The organism is Okibacterium fritillariae (assembly GCF_052783725.1).
On record NZ_CP199917.1, the window covers coordinates 1,828,997 to 1,848,013 of the forward strand.

Annotated in this window: 16 protein-coding genes; 2 read left to right on the forward strand and 14 right to left on the reverse strand. The window is 67.8% G+C overall.

Annotated features, from left to right (window positions below; all coding sequences use genetic code 11):
* Positions 1-6: 6 nt before the first annotated feature.
* A complete protein-coding gene (locus tag ACUWEX_RS08550) occupies positions 7-1,431 on the reverse strand; it encodes a M20/M25/M40 family metallo-hydrolase (RefSeq protein ID WP_445995955.1) in 1,425 nt (474 codons plus the stop codon).
* Positions 1,432-1,469: 38 nt separating this feature from the next.
* On the opposite strand from ACUWEX_RS08550, the gene ACUWEX_RS08555 reads away from it, so the two are divergent.
* Positions 1,470-2,078, forward strand: coding sequence for a DUF3043 domain-containing protein (locus ACUWEX_RS08555; protein ID WP_079727678.1), 609 nt, complete (start codon positions 1,470-1,472; stop codon positions 2,076-2,078).
* A gap of 243 nt (positions 2,079-2,321) precedes the next feature.
* Here ACUWEX_RS08555 and ACUWEX_RS08560 read toward each other — a convergent pair whose 3' ends face one another.
* From ACUWEX_RS08560 to hisD, 3 genes are all read right to left on the reverse strand, one after another.
* Positions 2,322-3,359: a quinone-dependent dihydroorotate dehydrogenase gene (locus ACUWEX_RS08560; protein ID WP_445995956.1), complete on the reverse strand. Its 1,038-nt coding sequence runs from the start codon at positions 3,357-3,359 to the stop codon at positions 2,322-2,324.
* Between the two features lie 105 nt (positions 3,360-3,464).
* Positions 3,465-3,950 (reverse strand): transcriptional regulator NrdR, encoded by a 486-nt coding sequence (gene nrdR, locus ACUWEX_RS08565; protein WP_445995957.1) that lies wholly within the window; start codon positions 3,948-3,950, stop codon positions 3,465-3,467.
* Positions 3,951-3,957: 7 nt separating this feature from the next.
* Positions 3,958-5,334, reverse strand: a complete 1,377-nt coding sequence (gene hisD / locus ACUWEX_RS08570; protein WP_079727681.1) for a histidinol dehydrogenase — start codon at positions 5,332-5,334, stop codon at positions 3,958-3,960.
* A gap of 1,395 nt (positions 5,335-6,729) precedes the next feature.
* Here hisD and ACUWEX_RS08575 point away from each other — a divergent pair.
* Positions 6,730-7,614: a pentapeptide repeat-containing protein gene (locus ACUWEX_RS08575; protein WP_445997632.1), complete on the forward strand. Its 885-nt coding sequence runs from the start codon at positions 6,730-6,732 to the stop codon at positions 7,612-7,614.
* Positions 7,615-7,616: 2 nt separating this feature from the next.
* On the opposite strand, the gene dnaE is transcribed toward ACUWEX_RS08575, so the two are convergent.
* The 10 genes from dnaE to murC form a co-directional block, all read right to left on the reverse strand.
* Positions 7,617-11,189, reverse strand: a complete 3,573-nt coding sequence (gene dnaE / locus ACUWEX_RS08580; RefSeq protein WP_445995958.1) for a DNA polymerase III subunit alpha — start codon at positions 11,187-11,189, stop codon at positions 7,617-7,619.
* Between the two features lie 70 nt (positions 11,190-11,259).
* Positions 11,260-12,183, reverse strand: a complete 924-nt coding sequence (locus ACUWEX_RS08585; protein ID WP_445995959.1) for an RluA family pseudouridine synthase — start codon at positions 12,181-12,183, stop codon at positions 11,260-11,262.
* Positions 12,184-12,190: 7 nt separating this feature from the next.
* On the reverse strand, positions 12,191-12,787 hold the full coding sequence (lspA, locus tag ACUWEX_RS08590) for a signal peptidase II (protein ID WP_234991016.1): 597 nt from the start codon (positions 12,785-12,787) through the stop codon (positions 12,191-12,193).
* 5 nt (positions 12,788-12,792) lie between these two features.
* The gene (locus ACUWEX_RS08595; RefSeq protein WP_445995960.1) at positions 12,793-13,395 is read right to left on the reverse strand and encodes a DivIVA domain-containing protein; all 603 of its coding nucleotides are present in this window, start codon (positions 13,393-13,395) and stop codon (positions 12,793-12,795) included.
* A gap of 103 nt (positions 13,396-13,498) precedes the next feature.
* Positions 13,499-13,801, reverse strand: coding sequence for a YggT family protein (locus tag ACUWEX_RS08600; RefSeq protein ID WP_077053105.1), 303 nt, complete (start codon positions 13,799-13,801; stop codon positions 13,499-13,501).
* A gap of 7 nt (positions 13,802-13,808) precedes the next feature.
* The gene (locus tag ACUWEX_RS08605) at positions 13,809-14,300 is read right to left on the reverse strand and encodes a cell division protein SepF (RefSeq protein ID WP_077053104.1); all 492 of its coding nucleotides are present in this window, start codon (positions 14,298-14,300) and stop codon (positions 13,809-13,811) included.
* A 36-nt stretch (positions 14,301-14,336) separates the two neighbouring features.
* On the reverse strand, positions 14,337-15,059 hold the full coding sequence (locus ACUWEX_RS08610) for a YggS family pyridoxal phosphate-dependent enzyme (protein ID WP_445995961.1): 723 nt from the start codon (positions 15,057-15,059) through the stop codon (positions 14,337-14,339).
* Between the two features lie 2 nt (positions 15,060-15,061).
* A complete protein-coding gene (gene ftsZ, locus ACUWEX_RS08615) occupies positions 15,062-16,264 on the reverse strand; it encodes a cell division protein FtsZ (RefSeq protein WP_079727686.1) in 1,203 nt (400 codons plus the stop codon).
* Between the two features lie 141 nt (positions 16,265-16,405).
* A complete protein-coding gene (locus tag ACUWEX_RS08620) occupies positions 16,406-17,512 on the reverse strand; it encodes an FtsQ-type POTRA domain-containing protein (protein ID WP_445995962.1) in 1,107 nt (368 codons plus the stop codon).
* 56 nt (positions 17,513-17,568) lie between these two features.
* Complete coding sequence (gene murC, locus ACUWEX_RS08625; protein ID WP_079727688.1) at positions 17,569-18,969, reverse strand: UDP-N-acetylmuramate--L-alanine ligase; 1,401 nt, start codon at positions 18,967-18,969, stop codon at positions 17,569-17,571.
* Positions 18,970-19,017: the final 48 nt, after the last annotated feature.

The window sequence follows — 19,017 nt, forward strand, 5'->3', positions numbered from 1 at the left end:
CTCGGTTCATTCCCCGCTGGTCTGAGCGTTCATGCGTCCGAGCAGCAGCGCCTCGGCCAGCAGCGACTTCTCGAAGACGCCGAGGTGCAGCGACTCGTTGGGGCTGTGCGCGCGCGAGTCGGGGTCTTCGACACCTGTCACGAGGATCTCGGCGTTCGGGAATTCGCGCACGAGGTCGGCGATGAACGGGATGGAGCCACCGATGCCGAGCTCGACGGGCTCGACGCCCCAGGCATCCGCCATGGCCTGTTTGGCGGCGCGTACCGATTCGCCCGAGGTGTCGACGAGGAAGGGGTTTCCCAGCTCGAACTTGGCGAGCGAGATGTGCGCGCCGAAGGGCGCGTGTGCGCGCAGGTGGGCTTCGACGGCCTGCAGCGCGTCTTCGGCGTTCTGGCCGGGGGCGATGCGGATGCTGAGCACGACCGAGGTGGTCGGTGCGAGCGTGTTCGACGCGGCATCGGTGGAGGGGGCGTCGATGCCGGTGACGGTGATCGAGGGCTGGCCCCAGATGCGGCTCAGGATGCTGCCGCGGCCGATCGGCGTGACACCCTCGAGGATTCCGGCTTCCTGACGCAGCTGCTCTTCGTCGTAGTCGGGGGTTTCACCGTCGTAGGTGGTCAGACCGTCGACGGCCACCGAGCCATCCTCGTTCCACAGGGTGGAGAGCAGGCGGATGGTGGCGAGCATCGAGTCGGGCACCGCTCCCCCGAACATGCCGGAATGCGAGGCGTGCGCGAGCGTGGAGACCGTGAGCGTGAACTTGACGTTTCCGCGCAGACCCACCGTGAGGGCGGGCGTCTCGGTGTCCCAGTTGTTGGAGTCGGCGACGACGATGGTGTCGGCCTGCAGGGCTTCGCGGTTGTCGACGAGGAAGTTCGAGAAGGACAGCGAACCCGACTCTTCTTCACCTTCGACGAAGAGGGCGATACCGAGATCGAGGTCGGCGCCCACGGCATCCGTCAACGCGCGGATGGCACCGATGTGCGCCATGACGCCGGCCTTGTCGTCCGCAGCACCGCGGCCGTAGAGGCGGTCGCCCTTGACGGTCGGCTCGAAGGGAGGGGTGTCCCAGTAGGCGGCGTTTCCGGGGGGCTGCACGTCGTGGTGGGCGTAGAGCAGGATGGTGGGGCGGCCGTTCTTCGCGGCGCGCTTCGCGAGCACGGCGGGGCGGCCGAGCGTCTCGGTGTCCTCGATGGCCGCGCGCTTGATCTCGACCGTGTCGAAGATGCCGGTTCCGCGTGCGAGCTCGGCGACGGCCTCGGCGCTCTTGACCACGTTCTCGGGGTCGAAGGAGTTCCACGAGACACTCGGGAGGCGGACGAGCTGCGACAGATCGGCGATGGTCGAGGGAAGCCGGTCACGGACGGCCTGCCGGATCGCGGCATCCGTTCCGGACAATGAGCTGGATGAATTCTCCTGGGTTTCGGTCATACAGGTAATCTTAAGAGCAACCGATCCGAGGACCCCACGTGACCAAGCACACTGAAACCCGAAACGCGGCCGAGACATCGGCTCATATCGAGACCGCTGAAGAGACCCAGGCTCGCATCAACGCCGGCAAGGGACGCCCGACGCCGACTCGTAAAGAGCGCGAAGCCGCCAACAAGCGCCCGCTGGTGCCGAACGACCGCAAAGAAGCGACCCGTCAGGCCCGCGCCCAGCTGTCCGTCGAGCGCGAGCGGGCCCGCATCGGTCTGGCCGCCGGCGAAGACCGTTACCTGCCGGTGCGCGACAAGGGTCCGCAGAAGCGTTGGGTGCGCGATTATGTCGACGCCCGCTTCAGCATCGGCGAGTTCCTCATTCCCCTCATGTTCGTCGTTATCGTTCTGACGTTCTTCCCCGACCCGGCCGTGCAGCTCTACGGCATGCTCGCGCTGTGGCTCTTCTTCGCCCTGGCCGTGATCGACTCGTTCTTCCTGGCCTACCGCGTGAAGCGCAAACTGGGCGAGAAGTTCGGCGTCGACAACGTCGAGCGTGGCGTGCGTTGGTATGCCGCCATCCGGGCCCTGCAGCTGCGCGCCCTGCGCCTGCCGAAGCCGCAGGTGAAGCGCGGTCAGTTCCCCGACAAGGTCAAGTAGGTCGGGAGCCCGGCGCCATCGGGCGCCGCAGAATTCGAGCCGTCGACGAGCAATCGTCGGCGGCTTTCTGCGTTGTGCGCCGGCCAGCCAGATCGAATCGCGAGAGGCGGGGCGCGTTCGACCATGCTCGGGACGAGCCAGGTCGCTGAGAACCAAGATCGCGCTGAACCGTGCTTGATCACCGTGAGGTCGAGTTACACCGCGCAGTCGCGCGAGGCCGCGGTTGGCCACGCACGGATCGGTCTACGCCGCGGAGGAGCGAAGGCGCGCGAGGCCGCGGTTGATCTGGCGTGCCCACAGCGGGCCGCGGTAGAGGAACGCCGTGTAGCCCTGCACGAGGGTTGCACCGGCGGCGAGGCGGGTCGCGACATCCTCGGCCGTGTCTACTCCTCCGACTGAGATGACGCACAGGTCGGCGGGCACGACGCCGCGGATGATGCGGAGCACCGCGAGAGAGCGTGCGGCGACCGGGGCTCCGGAGAGGCCGCCCGCGCCCGCCTCGGCGACGAGGGACGGCTTCGATCGAAGGCCCTCGCGAGAGATGGTCGTGTTGGTGGCGATGATGCCGTCGAGGCCCAGCCGCACCACGAGTTCGGAGATGCGCACGACCTCGTCGTCGGCCAGATCGGGAGCGATCTTCACGAGGAGCGGCGTGCGACCCGCGGCCGCCTTTACCGCTGCGAGCAGGGGCGCCAACTTGTCGAGCTCTTGGAGGCCGCGCAGGCCCGGAGTGTTGGGAGAACTCACATTGACCACGAGGTAATCGGCGATCGGCGCCAGGACGGCCGTGCTCGTCAGGTAGTCGTCGATGGCGCGATCGACGTCGACCACACGGCTCTTGCCGATGTTGATGCCGAGCACAGCGCGGCCCGAGCGGCCACGTTCGCGGCCGAGGCGGCGCGCGGCGGCCTGCGCTCCCCCGTTGTTGAACCCCATGCGGTTGATGAGCGCTTTGTCGTCGACCAGGCGGAACAGGCGCGGCTTCGGGTTGCCCGGCTGCGCGTGCGCCGTGAGCGTGCCCACCTCGACGTGGCCGAAGCCCAGGGCGCTGAGGCCGGCGAACATGGTGCCGTCTTTGTCGAAACCAGCGGCGATGCCGAAGGGCGTCGGGAAGGTCATGCCGAGCGTGTGCACGCTGAGGTCGCCGGTGGGCGCCGTGTAGCGCTTGACCGCGGTCGCCGCACCGAGCGCCGGGATGGCCCGGATGACGAGCGCGGCCATGTGGTGCGCGCGTTCGGGCTCGAACTTCGACAGGACGTGGTCGAACAGCAGGCGATACATGGGATGCTCCAGCGGTCGGGTGTCGGGACGAACCAGCTGTGGCCCACCCAGGAGGTCGGGGATGTTCGGGGTGTCAGGTGTATCGGGCGTGTCGGGGTGCGGCGATCAGGCTTCGGTAGTGGCGGAAGCCGCGTCGTGCCCGGCCTCATGCTCGGCACGCAGCTGCCCGATAGCCGCGTCGAAGTCTTCGAGCGAATCGAACGCTTGATACACGCTCGCGAAACGCAGATAGGCAACCTCGTCGAGCTCGCGGAGCGGCGTGAGGATGGACAGACCGATCTCGTTGGCCTCGATCTGGGACGCGCCGGTCTGCCGGATGCTCTCCTCCACCTTCTGCGCGAGCAGGGCGAGATCGGAGTCGGTCACCGGGCGACCCTGGCAGGCTTTGCGCACGCCGCTGACGACCTTCTCACGGCTGAACGGCTCGACGACGCCGCTGCGCTTGATGACGTTGAGGCTCGACGTCTCGGTGGTGCTGAAGCGCCGGCCGCACTCGGGGCACTGACGGCGGCGGCGGATCGACAGACCGTCGTCGCTCGTGCGCGAGTCGATGACACGGGAATCGGGGTGGCGACAGAAGGGGCAATACATGGTGTTGTCAGGATACCGGCTCGGCGGGCGCGGGGATCTGGTCGGACGAGCCTGTGGAGGATGCGGCATCCGAGGTGCCTGTGGAGAAGCGTTGTGACACCGCGTCGCCGTGGGCGGGCAGGGCTTCGGCCCGGGACAGGGCCACGATGCGGTCGGAGACATCCTGAAGCGCCGCGCGGTCGTACTCGACGATCTGCTGCGGCCGCAGGAACGTGTAGGCGCCGAGGGCCGACGAGAAGCGGGCCTGACCGCCCGTGGGGAGGACGTGGTTCGAACCCGCCATGTAGTCGCCGAGGCTCACGGGCGAGGATGCTCCGAGGAAGACGACGCCCGCGTCGGTGATGCGCGCGAGCACATCGTCGTCGCGCCGGGTCTGGATCTCGAGGTGCTCGGGAGCGTAGATGTTGCTGAACTCGGCCGCACGATCGAGGTCGTCGACCAAAACGATGGCCGATTGCGGGCCGGACAGCGCCTCGGCCACGCGCGCGCCGTGACGCGTCGACTGCTGCAACTTCTCGAGCGAGGCTTCGACCGCGTGAGCGAAGGCTTCTGAATCGGTGACGAGGAGCGACGCCGCAGCCTCGTCGTGCTCGGCCTGGCTGATGAGGTCGGACGCGACGAAATCGGGGTCGGCGCTCTCGTCGGCGATCACGAGGATCTCGGTCGTGCCCGCCTCGGCGTCGATGCCGACCTGTCCGCGCACGAGGCGCTTGGCGGCCGCGACGAAGATGTTGCCGGGGCCCGTGACGACGTCGACACGCTCGAGTCCGACATCCGGGACACCATAGGCGAAGGCGCCAATTGCGCTCGCACCACCGATGGCGTAGACCTCGTCGATGTCGAGGAGGCGCGCGGCGGCGAGGATGGTGGGGTGCACGTTGCCGCCGAACTCGCGCTGAGCCGGCGAGGCGAGGGCGATCGAACGCACGCCGGCGACCTGCGCGGGGACGACGTTCATGATCACGCTCGAGGGGTAGACGGCCTTGCCGCCGGGCACGTAGAGGCCGACGCGCCCCACGGGCTGCCAGCGCTGCACGATGCGCGCGCCGGGCGCTATCTCGGTGGTCTGCTGCGGCGGAACCTGAGCCGCGGTGCCGACGCGAACGCGTCGGATGGTCTCTTCGAGGGCGGCGCGCACGGCCGGGTCGAGGCCCTCGAGCGCGGCTTCGAGATCGGCTGCCGGCACCCGGAAGGAAGCGGGTGCTCCCCCGTCGAATCGCTCGGCGTGACGCGTGAGCGCGGCGGCCCCTTCGGCACGGACCTCGGCGATCAGGGCGGCCGCGGCGTCTTGGGCGACCGAGACGTCGACGACGGGGCGCGGGATGAGGTGCTCGAGCTCCGAGGGTGTCAAAGAGCGGCCGCGGAGATCGATTGTGTTCACCATAGGAACGACTTTACCGGGGTTGACTCGGTCCGAAGATACGACGAAGGGAGCAAGCCCGAGGCCCGCTCCCTTCGTTTCCGTGCTGAGGCGGTCGACGTTGGCGACCACCCGTCCGGACTAGCCTCGCGTCAGGTTCTCGAGGTCGCGCAACACGCCCACGCGTCCGTCGTCGTGACGGATCACGAGTTCCGTGCCGCGGTCGACGACCGCGAGGGCCCACGCCGACGGGCCGATCTCGAAGACCGTCACGCCCGTGTGCTCGTCGTAGACGGGACGCGGAACGGGCGAGTAGACCCAGAACGGCTGCGTCGAGACGGCGGCCGGCGGCTCGACCTCGCTCTCGTGCTCGGAGACGTGACGCAGGGCGGAGACGGGCGTCGGGTCGGCCGCGGGGATCGCGTCGTCCGGGTCGTCGTCATCGTCCTGCGGGTCGGTCGAACGAGGCGACGAGCCGAAGTCGACGTTCGGCGCGAACGACGGGATGTCGGAACGCAGAACCGTCTCGGTCGCCGCTTCACTCGGAGCGTCGGCAGCGGCTTCGCTCGGAGCGTCGGCAGCGGCTTCGCTCGGAGCGTCAACGACAGCGTCGCTCGGAGCGTCGGTGGCGGACTCGGCGGTGTCTGCGGGCGCGTCGGCACCGAACGGGCCTGCCGAGGTCGGCGCAGCGATGGGCGAATCGATCGACCCCTGCGTGTTCTCAGAGGGCTGTTCGAAATCGGTGCTCGTCCGTTCAGCCGACTCGTCGTGTGCGGCGTCTTCGCGAGACGGCGTCGTGCGCACATCATCCGAGTCCTCGAGGCCGAGGCTCTCGAAGGCCGTCGGCGCGGATTCGGGAGCGGCGTTGTCGAGCACGGGCGACTGGGGGCCAGCAGCGGAGTCGTCGGCCGCCCATTCGCGTGCGGCACCGCCGTCGCCGGCAGCCAGCGGGGAATCCGATGATGCGTCGCCCTGGCGGGCGTACCCGAACTGGCTGGTGGGCTGGTCGTCTGCAGAGGGTGGAGCGAAGGAACCCGCGGCGTAGGAGGACGTCGCGTCGGCGCCGTTCTGGTCGGCACCGTTTTGGCCGGCACCGTTCTGGCCGGCACCGTTCTGGCTGGCACCGAACTGGCCGCCCGCGAATTGGCCCGTCTGGTTCTGACCGCCACCGTTGTAGCCGCCGCCGAAACCGGCGCCGTACCGGCCCGTTTCACCCTGGCCGGGGTTCTGCGGTGCCTGAGCGTTCCAGCCGTTGGCCGGGTAGGCGCCCGTGTTGCCCTGGGCACCGGGAGCGGCATACTGCTGGCCGTGGGGGCCGGGCTGGCCCTGCTGACCGGCCTGACCCTGCTGACCGGGGAAGGCGTTGCTCTTCTCCGGCTTGGGTCGAGCGGCCAGGGCAGCAGCGGGGCGCGCGGTCGGATGCGCGGGCGACTCGCCGCGGTCGGCGAAGTCGGCCTTGAACGGCGGGATGATGCTGCCGAGTGTGGTGACGACGAGCAGGGCGAGGCTCACGAGGAAGCCCAGGATGACGCCCGCGCCGACCGAGAAGCCCGCGCCGAACGGCGAGATCGCCGCGCTGGCGGTGCCCACGATGATGAGCAGGCCGAGGTAGAAGGAGCCCGTGACGATGACGGACACCGAAGCGAACTGGTCGACCGACAGCGAACCGACGCGCAGCTTCGTGCGGAGCGACGGCACCAGGCGGCGCAGGGTGATGAGCACGGCCGAGGCGAGCACGAGCAGCAGACCGGGGATCACGAGCCAGGTGAACGGAGCCCACACGGAGTAGTAGTCGATGAACCCGCCCGAGATGATGGGCAGGAAGGATGCGACGAGGAGCAGCACCGTGAGGCCCAGAACAATGATCTCGCGCAGCGTGAAGGGGCCGACGCCGAACGCCAGACCCTGATCATTGGTGCGTTTCTTCGGCGCCTTCGGCGTGTCGTTCTTCTGCGGTGCCGCGAACGGCCCCGTGGCCTGCGCGCCATAGGGCTGGCCCGGAGCCGTGCCGTAGGGCTGTGCCGGAGCGGCGCCCTGAGGCTGCTGCCCACCGTACTGACCGGTGCCGAACTGACCGGAGCCGTTCTGGCCCGAGCCGTACTGACCCGAGCCATACTGACCGGTGCCGTACTGGCCCGCGGCGGGCTGGGGTGCGCCCGGTGCGCCCTGGTGCGGCGACGGCGGAGGCCCCCACTGGTCGTTGCGCGGAGTGGAATCCGTCATTGTTGCTCCTTCTGTGGGAGTGGGTGGGGCCGGCCGGCATGGCCGTCGGACGAGCGAGTCGCCCGGGGAAGGTCAGCGTGATCTTATCCGAGGCAATTCGGACCGAGCAATGACTTGAGTTCGCCGAAGAGATCGGCCGTCACCTTGACGGGCTTGGGCACCTCGAACACGCGTGCCACGTCGCCGCGCACGAGTTTCAAACGCACCTCGGCTTCGCCGGGGTGGCGAACGAGGATGTCGCGCAGGGCACCGACGATCTCCGTGGTCGCCCGGGAATCGGGCATGACCAGGGTCAATTGGCCCGTCTCGTCGGCCTGCTCGAGCTCGGGGGCGAACAGCGAGTACGCGTGCAGGTTCATGCCGTCGTCGCGCATGCTCACCCGCCCGCGCACGACCACGACGGTGTCGGCGATGAGGGCGGATTGGAACTCCTGATAGCCCTTCCCCATGAACATCACGGTGATCTCACCGCCGAAGTCCTCGACCTGGATCATGCCGTATTGGTTTCCGGATGCCTTGGCCACGCGGTGCTGCACGCTCGTGATGAGCCCCGCGATGGTCACGGTGTCGCCGTCTTCGGTGGACTCGGCCGCCATGAGGTCGGTGATGGTCGTGGACGCGTGCTTCGCGAGCGGGATCTCGAGGCCGGCCAAAGGATGGTCGGAGACGTAGAGCCCCAGCATGTCGCGCTCGAAGGCGAGCTTGTCACGCTTCGACCACTCGGGCCGATCGGGCACCTGCTGCGCGGCCTGCGGCTCGTCCCAGAGGCTGTCGAAGTCGAAACCGACCTGCCCCTTGGCCTCGTTGCGCTTGTCGTTGACGGCCGATTCGACGGCATCCTCGTGGCATTCAACGAGCGCCCGGCGCGTGTTGCCGAGCGAGTCGAACGCGCCGGCCTTGATCAGGGACTCGGTGGTGCGCTTGTTGGCCACGTGCAGCGGAACCTTGCGCAGGTAGTCGTGGAAGCTCTCGAAGCGCCCCTTCTCGGTGCGCGCCTGGCGGATGCCCGCGACCACGTTGCTGCCGACGTTGCGCACGGCGCCGAGACCGAAGCGGATGTCTTCGCCGACGGCCGCGAAGAAGCCGATCGACTCGTTGACGTCGGGCGGCAGCACCTGAATGCCCATGCGGCGGCATTCGTTCAGGTAGAGGGCGAGCTTGTCGCGCGCGTCGCCCACGCTCGTGAGCAGCGCGGCCATGTACTCGGCCGGGAAGTGCGCCTTGAGGTAGGCGGTCCAGTAGGACAGCACGCCGTACGCCGCCGAGTGCGCCTTGTTGAAGGCGTAGTCGGAGAACGGCAGCAGGATGGCCCACAGCGTTTCGACGGCCGCCATCGAGTAGCCGTTGGCCGTCATACCCGCCGAGAAGCCCGCGAACTGCTTGTCGAGCTCGGACTTCTTCTTCTTACCCATGGCGCGCCGCAGGATGTCGGCCTGACCGAGCGAGAACCCGGCCACCTTCTGCGCGATGGCCATGACCTGTTCTTGGTAGATGATCAGACCGTAGGTGGTCGAGAGCACCTCGCTGAGCGGCTCTTCGAGCTCGGGGTGGATGGGCGTGATCGGCTGCTGGCCGTTCTTGCGCAGCGCGTAGTTGGTGTGCGAGTTGGCACCCATGGGCCCCGGGCGGTAGAGCGCGATGAGGGCCGAGATGTCCTCGAAGTTGTCGGGGCGCATGAGGCGCAGGAGCGACCGGATGGGCCCGGAGTCGAGCTGGAACACGCCCAGGGTGTCGCCGCGGGACAGCAGGTCGTAGGCGCCCTGGTCGTCAAAGTCGAGGTCTTCGAGCACGGGCCGGAAACCGCGGTTGGCCTCGATGTTGTCGAGCGCGTCGTCGATGATCGTGAGGTTGCGCAACCCCAGGAAGTCCATCTTGATCAGCCCGAGCGACTCACACGCCGGGTAGTCGAACTGCGTGACGATCTGACCGTCTTGTTCGCGCTTCATGATCGGGATGATGTCGATCAGCGGGTCGCTCGACATGATCACACCGGCCGCGTGCACGCCCCACTGCCGCTTCAGGTTTTCGAGCCCGAGCGCCGTGTTGAACACGGTCTGCGCCTCGGGGTCGGACTCGACGACCGAGCGGATGTCGGACGCCTCCTTGTAGCGCGGGTGGTCTTTGTCGAAGATGCCGGTGAGCGGGATGTCCTTGCCCATGATGGGCGGCGGCATGGCCTTGGTGAGCTTCTCGCCCATGCCGAACGGGAAGCCGAGCACGCGCGAGGAGTCTTTCAGCGCCTGCTTGGCCTTGATGGTGCCGTAGGTGACGATCTGGGCCACGCGCTCGTCGCCGTATTTCTCGGTGACGTAGCGGATGACTTCGCCGCGCCGACGCTCGTCGAAGTCGACGTCGAAGTCGGGCATCGAGACGCGGTCGGGGTTGAGGAACCGCTCGAAGATGAGGCCGTGTCGCAGCGGGTCGAGGTCGGTGATCTTCATGGCGTAGGCCGCCATGGAACCGGCGCCCGAACCGCGGCCGGGGCCGACACGGATGCCGTTCTTCTTCGACCAGTTGATGAAGTCGGCGACGACCAGGAAGTAGCCGGGGAACCCCATCTGGCTGATGACGCCGACCTCGTAGTCGGCCTGTTTGCGCACGTCGTCGGGAATGCCGGCGGGGTAGCGCTCGTGCAGCCCCGTCTCGACCTCCTTGATGAACCAGGTCTCTTCGGTCTCGCCCGCGGGAACCGGGAACCGCGGCATGTAGTTGGCGCTCGTGTTGAACGCCACATCGCACCGCTCGGCGATGAGCAGCGTGTTGTCGCACGCGCTCTCGTAGTCGCGGAACAGGTGTCGCATCTCGGACGCCGACTTGAGGTAGAACTCGTTCGAGTCGAACTTGAAGCGGTTGGGGTCGTCGAGCGTGGTGCCCGACTGCACGCACAGCAGGGCGGCGTGGGATGTCGCATCCTCGGCGTGGGTGTAGTGCAGGTCGTTGGTGGCCACGAGCGGCAGGTCGAGCTCACCCGCGAGCTTGATCAAATCGCTCATGATGCGGCGCTCGATGCCCAGACCGTGGTCCATGATCTCGCAGAAGTAGTTCTCTTTGCCGAAAATGTCTCGGTAATCGGATGCCGCCTGCACGGCTTCCTTGTATTGCCCGAGTCGCAGCCGCGTCTGAATCTCGCCCGAGGGGCAGCCCGTCGTCGCGATGAGACCCTTGGAGTAGGTGCTCAGCAGCTCGCGGTCCATGCGCGGTTTGAAGTAGTAGCCCTCGAGCGAGGCGAGCGACGACAACCGGAACAGGTTGTGCATGCCCTCGGTGGACTCGCTCAGGAGCGTCATGTGCGTGTAGGAGCCGGCGCCCGAGACGTCGTCGCCGCCGCCATCCCCCCAGCGCACGCGTGTGCGGTCGCTGCGGTGCGTGCCGGGTGTGATGTAGGCCTCGGTGCCGATGATGGGTTTGATGCCCGCCTCGGTGGCCGTGCGCCAGAAGTCGAAGGCGCCGAAAACGTTGCCGTGGTCGGTGACGGCGACGGCGGGCATGCCTTCGGCCACGGCCTTCTCGATGAGGGGTTTGACGCGGGCGGCGCCGTCGAGCATCGAGTACTCGCTGTGGACGTGCAGGTGAACGAACGAGTCGTCTGATGAGGGCAAGACTTCTCCGACTGACCTTGTGGGGATGAACTTAAGACTAACCCCGACGTGCGACATCGGCGCCTCGCAGGATGCCGGCCGAAGGAGGGTCGGGCGCGGCGTCGGGCGCGGCGTCGTGCGCCGGGCTTCAGCCCTCGGCGCGCAGGATCTCGAGGGCGCGGTCGAGCTCGGCCGGGTAGGGCGCCGTGAACGTGACCCACTCCCCCGTGGCCGGGTGATCGAAGGACAGCTGGGCCGCGTGCAGCCACTGCCGCGTGAGCCCCAGGCGCTCCGACAGAGCGACTTCGGCGCCGTAGAGCGTGTCTCCCACGCACGGATGCCGCTGCGCCGCCATGTGCACTCGGATCTGGTGCGTGCGCCCCGTCTCGAGGTGGATCTTGAGGAACGACGCGGCGCGGAACGCCTCTTCGGTCTCGTAGTGGGTGACCGACGGCTTGCCCTCGGCCGTGACGGCGAATTTCCAGTCGTGGCGGGGGTGCCGGCCGATGGGCGCGTCGATGGTGCCCGTGAGTGGATCGGGGTGGCCCTGCACGACGGCGTGGTAGATCTTCTCGACCTCGCGGTCGTGGAAGGCGAGCTTCAGCGACGTGTAGGCGCGTTCGGTCTTGGCGACGACCATGAGGCCCGACGTGCCGACGTCGAGGCGGTGCACGATGCCGGCGCGCTCGGCGGCGCCCGACGTGCTCACCCGGAAACCGGCGCCCGCGAGGGCTCCGAGCACGGTAGGGCCGTTCCAGCCGACCGAGGGGTGCGCGGCCACACCGGCAGGTTTGTTAATGACGACAAATTCGTCGTCGTCATGCACGACCGTGAGGTCGTCGATGACGACGGGGACGATGGTGGGCTCGGCCCGGGGTGTCCACGACACCTCGAGCCAAGCATCCTTCGGCAGCCGGTCGGATTTGCCGAGGACGACGCCGTCGACGCTCACTCCCCCGGCTTCGGCGACCTCGGCCGCGAACGTTCGCGAGAAGCCGAGAAGTTTGGCCAGGGCTGCGTCGACCCGAGAGCCCACCAGCCCGTCGGGAACGGGGAGGCTACGTGATTCCATGGGGTCTCTATCGAAGGGGTTCGTCGGTGGAACGGGCGGCCGGCTCGGCGTCGGCCAGGTCTTTCGCCTCGGCGGCGGCGCGCTTGGCGGAGATGCTGCGCGTGCCGTCCATGTTGATGCCGCGCAGCGTGAGCAGGATGAACAGGCCCATGCTCGTGACGATGCAGATGTCGGCGACGTTGTAGATCGCGGGGAGCATCCACGGGGTGCTGATGAAGTCGACCACGTGCCCGAGGCCGAAGCTCGGCTCGCGGAACAGTCGGTCGGTCAGGTTGCCGAGGACTCCCCCGAGCAACAGCCCGAAGACGACGCCCCAGCCGATCGAGCGGATCTTGCGGGCGAACACGATGATGACCACCGTGACGACGGCCGCGAGGATCGAGAAGATCCAGGTGCTGCCAGAGGCGAGGGAGAAGGCAGCGCCCGGGTTCTTGACGAAGTGCAGAACTAGCACATCGCCCAGAACCCGGACCTGCTCACCCAGCGTGAGATTGCTCTCGACGAGGAACTTGCTGAACTGATCGAGCGCATACGCCGCAATCGCGACGGAGGCGAGTACGATCAGCGCCCGTGTGCCCCGCGGGGCACCGGACTCATTCGGCAAGGGACTTACGCTTTGGACGCGTCTGCGCCGACCTTCGCGCCGGACGGGCCCGCGTTCTGGTCGAGCTCGTGCAGCTGGCTCTCGATGTAGCCGCGGAGCTTCTGACGGTATTCGCGCTCGAAGACACGCAGCTCATCGATCTTCTTCTCGATGCCGGCCTTCTGCTCGTTGAGGATGGCGGCCTGCTCGCGCTGCTTGGCCTCGGCCTCGGCAACGATCCGGGCGGCGGCGGCGTGACCCTCGGCGACGAGGGCGTCGCGCTTCTCGGAGCCTTCGCGCACGTGCTCGTCGTGCAGACGACGAGCGAGCTGCAGCAGGCTGGAGGACGACTCGGACTCGTCGACACTCTCGGCCGGGGCGGCGGGCGCAGCGGCGACGGGAGCGGCCGCCTTGGGGGCCTCCTGAGCTGCGGGAGCGGCTTCGGTCTTCTCGGTGGAAGAACCGGCCTTCTCGAGGCGCTCCTGGAGCTCCTGGTTCTCGGCAACGAGGCGACGCAGTTCGACGACGACCTCGTCGAGGAAGTCGTCGACCTCGTCCTGGTCGTATCCCTCGCGGAACTTCGTCTGCTGGAACTGCTTGTTGACTACATCTTCCGGAGTTAGCGCCATGGCTTTCCCACCTTTGTTATTTCGACTGTGTTGTTTTCGAGCGAGATCTCGATGACGTGCCTACGCTAGCAAACCTCGTCACGCGCCCGCTGGACTTTCGGGATCAGCGGAGGAACGAGTTCACGAGCGTCATGGCGATGATCACGCAGAGCATCGTGATACTCCATCCGAAATCGAGCGCCACCGGCCCCACCCGCAGCGGGGGAAGAATCCGCCGGAAGAACCGGATCGGAGGATCGGTGACGACGTAGACGGTTTCGGCTGCCACCAAGCCGGCGCCACGGGGACGCCAGCTCGGCTTGAAGCTCCGCGCGAGGTCGAGACCGAAACGGCCCCACATCGCGAAGAAGTACAGCAGAAGCAAGAAGTAGAGGATGCCGCCGATGATGGCGAAGGTTGTGCTCACCCGTTAATTATTGCCGAGCGAAGAAGGTCGACTCGCCCTCGACGGGCTGAGCGACCGTGTCGCCGAGTACGGCGACGTGCGAGGGCGACAACAGGAAGACCTTGCTGGTGACGCGCTCGATCTTTCCCTGCAGGCCCTGCGAGAGGCCGCTGGCGAAGTCGATCAGGCGACGGGCGTCACCCTCGGACATCTGCGAGAGGTTGATGATGACGGGCACGCCCTCGCGGAAGGTCTCGGCGATGATCTGCGCGTCTTTGTACTGCTTGGGGTGCACCGTGAGGATCTCGTTGAGCTCGGCGGGTGCGGCCTGCTTGACCTCCGTGGGGCGGCGCAGCGGCGTAACCGGCGCGCGCGTGGGGGTCGGGGCAGCCTGAGGAGCGGCGCTCTCGGCTCGCGGGGCAGCCTTCTGGGGCGCCTCGTTCTGCTGCTGCTGCTCGTACTCAAGGTCCTCGTCGGCGAGGCCAAGGTAAACCATTGTCTTCTTCAGCGGGTTGGACATCGCTACCTCCGTTTGTGCGGTTCTTCCTCTTCGACATTAACCGGTCGCGGGTCTGTTACCCGTGATTGCGGTGCCGATTCGTAGGTGTGTCGCGCCCTCTTTCAGCGCGGCTGTGAAATCGCCTGACATTCCGGCCGAGATGCGGTCGGCGCCCGGATCGATGGCTCGCACGCGCTCCGAGATGACGCGCAGGCGAGCGAAGGCAGTTTGGGGGTCCTCGCCGAGGGGTGCGACCGCCATGACACCGCGCAGTCGGATGCCGTCGCCGGCGAGCACGCGTTCGACCAGGGCCTCGACGGCGTCGGGTTGCACGCCGCCGCGCGTGTCGCTCTCGGAGAGGGCGACCTGCACGAAACCGTCGACGATGGATGCCGGGGCGTCGTCGTCGCCGGGGGCGGTCGCTAAAGCATCCACGAGGCTGTCGCGGTCGAGCGAATGGATGGCGTGCGCATAACGCCTGGCCTGGCGCGCCTTGTTGCTCTGCAGCTGCCCGACGAAGTGCCAGCGCAGGTCCGGGAGGTCGTCGAGCTCGGCGGCCTTTGCTCGGGCCTCCTGGTGCCGGTTCTCCCCCACGTCGCGCACGCCGAGGTCATACAGCTCACGCACGAGGCTCGCGGGGTGGAACTTGGTGACGACGATCGTCGTGATCTCGCTCGCGTCTCTACCGGCACTGGCCGCCGCCTCGGCCACGGAGGCAGAGACGGCGGCCAGTCGGTCCGCGAGGCCGTGCTCGGAGGGCACGGTCCCGGTGGAACCCATTGCTACTTCAGGAAATCGGGGATGTCGAGCTCGTCCTCGTCGGAGAACGCCGGGTCGACAGCGGGGGTCGGCACGGAGTGACGCTCCTCGGAGATGGACCAGGTGTCGTTCTTCTCGGCGGCCGGAGCGGGCGTGGCCGGGGCGATGGGAGCCGCGGCGGGCGCCTGGACCGATTCGGGGGAATCGTTCTTGGCGGTGACGACGCCACCCGTTCCGAGCACGGCGTCGCGGTTGGCGACGGCGTCGCGCGACGGCGGCTCGCCCCCGTCGAAACCGGCGGCGATGACCGTGACGCGCACTTCGTCGCCCAGGGTGTCGTCGATGACGGCACCGAAGATGATGTTGGCTTCGGCGTGCACGGCCTCTTGCACGAGGCGAGCGGCGTCGTTGATCTCGAAGATGCCGAGGTTCGAGCCACCCTGGATCGAGAGCAGCACGCCGTGCGCACCCTCGATGGATGCCTCGAGCAGGGGCGATGCGACGGCCAGCTCGGCGGCCTTGATGGCGCGGTCGGCGCCGCGCGACGAACCGATACCCATGAGGGCGCTACCGGCACCTTGCATCACGCTCTTGACGTCGGCGAAGTCGAGGTTGATGAGGCCGGGGGTGGTGATCAGGTCGGTGATGCCCTGCACACCGGCGAGCAGCACCTGGTCGGCCGTGGAGAAGGCCTCGAGCATGCTGATGCCGCGGTCGCTGATCTCGAGCAGGCGGTCGTTCGGCACGACGATGAGCGTGTCGACTTCTTCCTTGAGCTTGGCGACGCCGAGCTCGGCCTGGGCCTGGCGGCGGCGACCTTCGAAGCCGAAGGGCTTCGTGACGACACCGATGGTCAGGGCGCCGATCGACTTGGCGATGCGCGCCACGACGGGTGCGCCACCCGTACCGGTTCCGCCGCCTTCACCAGCGGTGACGAACACCATGTCGGCTCCGGCGAGGGCTTCTTCGATCTCTTCGGCGTGGTCCTCGGCGGCGCGGCGACCCACCTCGGGGTCGGCGCCGGCACCGAGGCCGCGGGTGATCTCGCGTCCCACGTCGAGCTTGACGTCGGCATCCGACATCAAGAGCGCCTGGGCGTCGGTGTTGATCGAGATGAATTCGACCCCACGGAGGCCGAGCTCGATCATGCGGTTGACAGCGTTGACGCCGCCACCGCCGATGCCGACGACCTTGATCACGGCAAGGTAGTTCTGGTTGTTTGTCACGTCCGGCCTCCGATGCGAACTTTCAACCTCTAGTTAAGGCTTAAAGTTATGCTGAGTATGCAATTCCTGATCTGAACGTTATGGCGAGAGGCCGCCCGACCTCGCCCGCCGCGCCGCGTGTCGCGAATATCCGAGCGGAAATTAGGGTTGTTCGCGCACCACGACGGTCTTGCGCGACGAGACGTCGTACTGCGCGACCGTGGCCGGGTCGGTGGCGGCCATGAGTCGTTCGAGGGCCAGGGTCTTGAAGGCGCCGTCATCCGCGCTGCCCCAGAGCACCGTCGCATCGGTGTCGCGCAGCTTCAGCGTGACGTCGTCGTGCGTCTTGGCCGTGACCGAGGCGACCTTCTGGCGCAGTTCGTCGGGCATCGCGCGGAGCACACCGGCGGCGGACTGGAAGCCCTCGCTCGTCACACCGTCGGGCACCTCGATGAGCGGGTAACCCGTGGGCTGCGTGTTGGATGCCTCGATGACCACACCCGCGGCGTCGACGACCGTGAAGCCCTCCCCCGTGTCGATGACGCCGACCGGGGTGCGCTCGACGAGCTTGACCACGAGGGTGTCGGGCGGGCGGCTCTCGACCGAATACGACTCGATGAGCGGATACTTCACGAGCTCGGCCTTGATGGCGCTCTGGTCGACGAGCGGGAACGGCGAACCGACGATGGGTTGGAGGCCCTGGACGACGGCGTCGGAGGAGACGCGCACCGCGCCATCCACCTCGATCGTGCGCACCGAGAGGATGGGGCTGAAGGCGAGAGCGGCCGCGAGCACGCCGATGCCGACGACCGAGCCGCCCGCGATCAACCAGGTGCGGCGGCGGCGACGCGAGCGGGCCGTGAAGCGTTTGACCTCGGCGCGTTCGACGCGTTTACGCTCGCGCCGGGCCTGTCGCACGCTCGGGAGGAAACCCGAGGATGCGCGGGCGTCGTCGTCGCCGGGCTGCGGCGTGCGCGTGCCCGCCGAGGATGCGGAGGAACCCGGCCGGGCCGCTCGGCTTTCCTTGGACGACGAACCGGTCTTCTTCGCACGCGCACCGGGAGTCGAGGAGTGTGCGCTGGACGATGCTTCGGCCCCACGGGGCTTCTTATCGCCCGCAGAGAGGCTGTCTCCGCGCGACGACTTTCCTGAGCCCGAGCCGGCGCGGGACGTCGAGCGCGAGGTGTCGGACGTCGAGCGGCGCGGCGAGGCCGCTTCGGACGCGTCGGGGCTCGCGTCATCCGCGCCACCCGCCGCAGAACCGCGCACGGGTCGGCGGCCCTCAGGCGGTGGTGTGAAACCTGACGGTCGTTTCATCGGATGCCTCAGCCGCGGTGGTCGGTGAGCGACCCGAGCAGCTGCGGCACGATGCGGTACACGTCACCGCAGCCGAGGGTGACGACGAAATCTCCCTCACGCGCGATCGATGCCGTGTAGTCGGCCGCCTGCTGCCAGTCGGCGATGAACGCGACCTTCGACGGGTCGGAGAATTTCTCGCTCACGAGGGCGCCCGTGACGCCCGGCTCGGGGTCTTCGCGCGCCCCATAGACGTCGAGCACGACGGTCTGGTCGGCATAGCGCTCGAGGGTCTCGGCGAACTCGCGAGCAAACAGGCGCGTGCGGCTGTAGAGGTGCGGCTGGTGCACGGCGATGATCCGGCCCTCGCCCACGACCGTGCGCGCGGCCGACAGAGCCGCAGCGACCTCGGTGGGGTGGTGCGCGTAGTCGTCATAGACGCTCACGCCGTCGACCGTTCCGTGCAGCTCGAAGCGGCGCTCGGTGCCGCCGAACTGGGCGATGGCGCGCAGCGACTCGCTCGCGCCGAAGCCGAGGCCCACCAGCACCGCGAAGGCACCGGCCGCGTTCAGCGCATTATGGCGCCCGGGCACCGTCAGGGTGGCGCCGTTGTCTTGACCCTCGAACGACACAATGAACGACACGGGGCCCTCGGTGGTGATCGAGTGCACACGCACATCGGCGTCGGGGCTCTCGCCGAACGTGATGATGCGCTTACCCTCGAGCTTCGAGGTCACACGCACCGCGCCGGGGTCGTCCGCCGAGATGACGACGAACTCCGAGGACTTCTGCGCGAAGTCGACGAAGGCCTGCTCGAAGGCCTCGAGCGAGCCGTAGTGGTCGAGGTGGTCGGGGTCGACGTTGGTGATGAGCGTGACCGCCGTGTCGTAGAGCAGGAACGAACCGTCCGATTCATCCGCCTCGACGACGAAGAGGTCGCCCTCGCCGTGCGCGCTCGACACACCCAACGACTCGATGACGCCGCCGTTGACGAAGCTCGGGTCCTCGCCGAGGCCCAGCAGACCGGTGACGATCATGCCCGTGGACGTGGTCTTGCCGTGCGCACCCGCGACGGCTACCAACCGCTGCTGGTTGATGAGCCAGGCGAGGGCCTGCGAGCGGTGCAGCACGGGCAACCCGAGCGAGAGCGCCAGCTGGTATTCGGGGTTCTCCTCCCAGAGCGCACCCGTGACGACGAGCGTGTCGGCATCACCCACGTTGGCGGCATCATGGCCGATGGCGACGGGGATGCCGAGCGCACGCATCGCGTCGACGGCACCCGATTCGCGCACATCCGACCCGGTGACGGTGTAGCCGGCGTTCGCGAACAGACGCGCGATACCGCTCATGCCCGAACCGCCGATGCCCACGAAGTGCAGGCGGCCCAGATTTTCGGGAATCGCCACGGAGAAGTCAGGTTTGATCGTCACGGGTTCGCACTCTTTTCGAAATCGGTGGCCCTGAAGGCCGATTCAGTT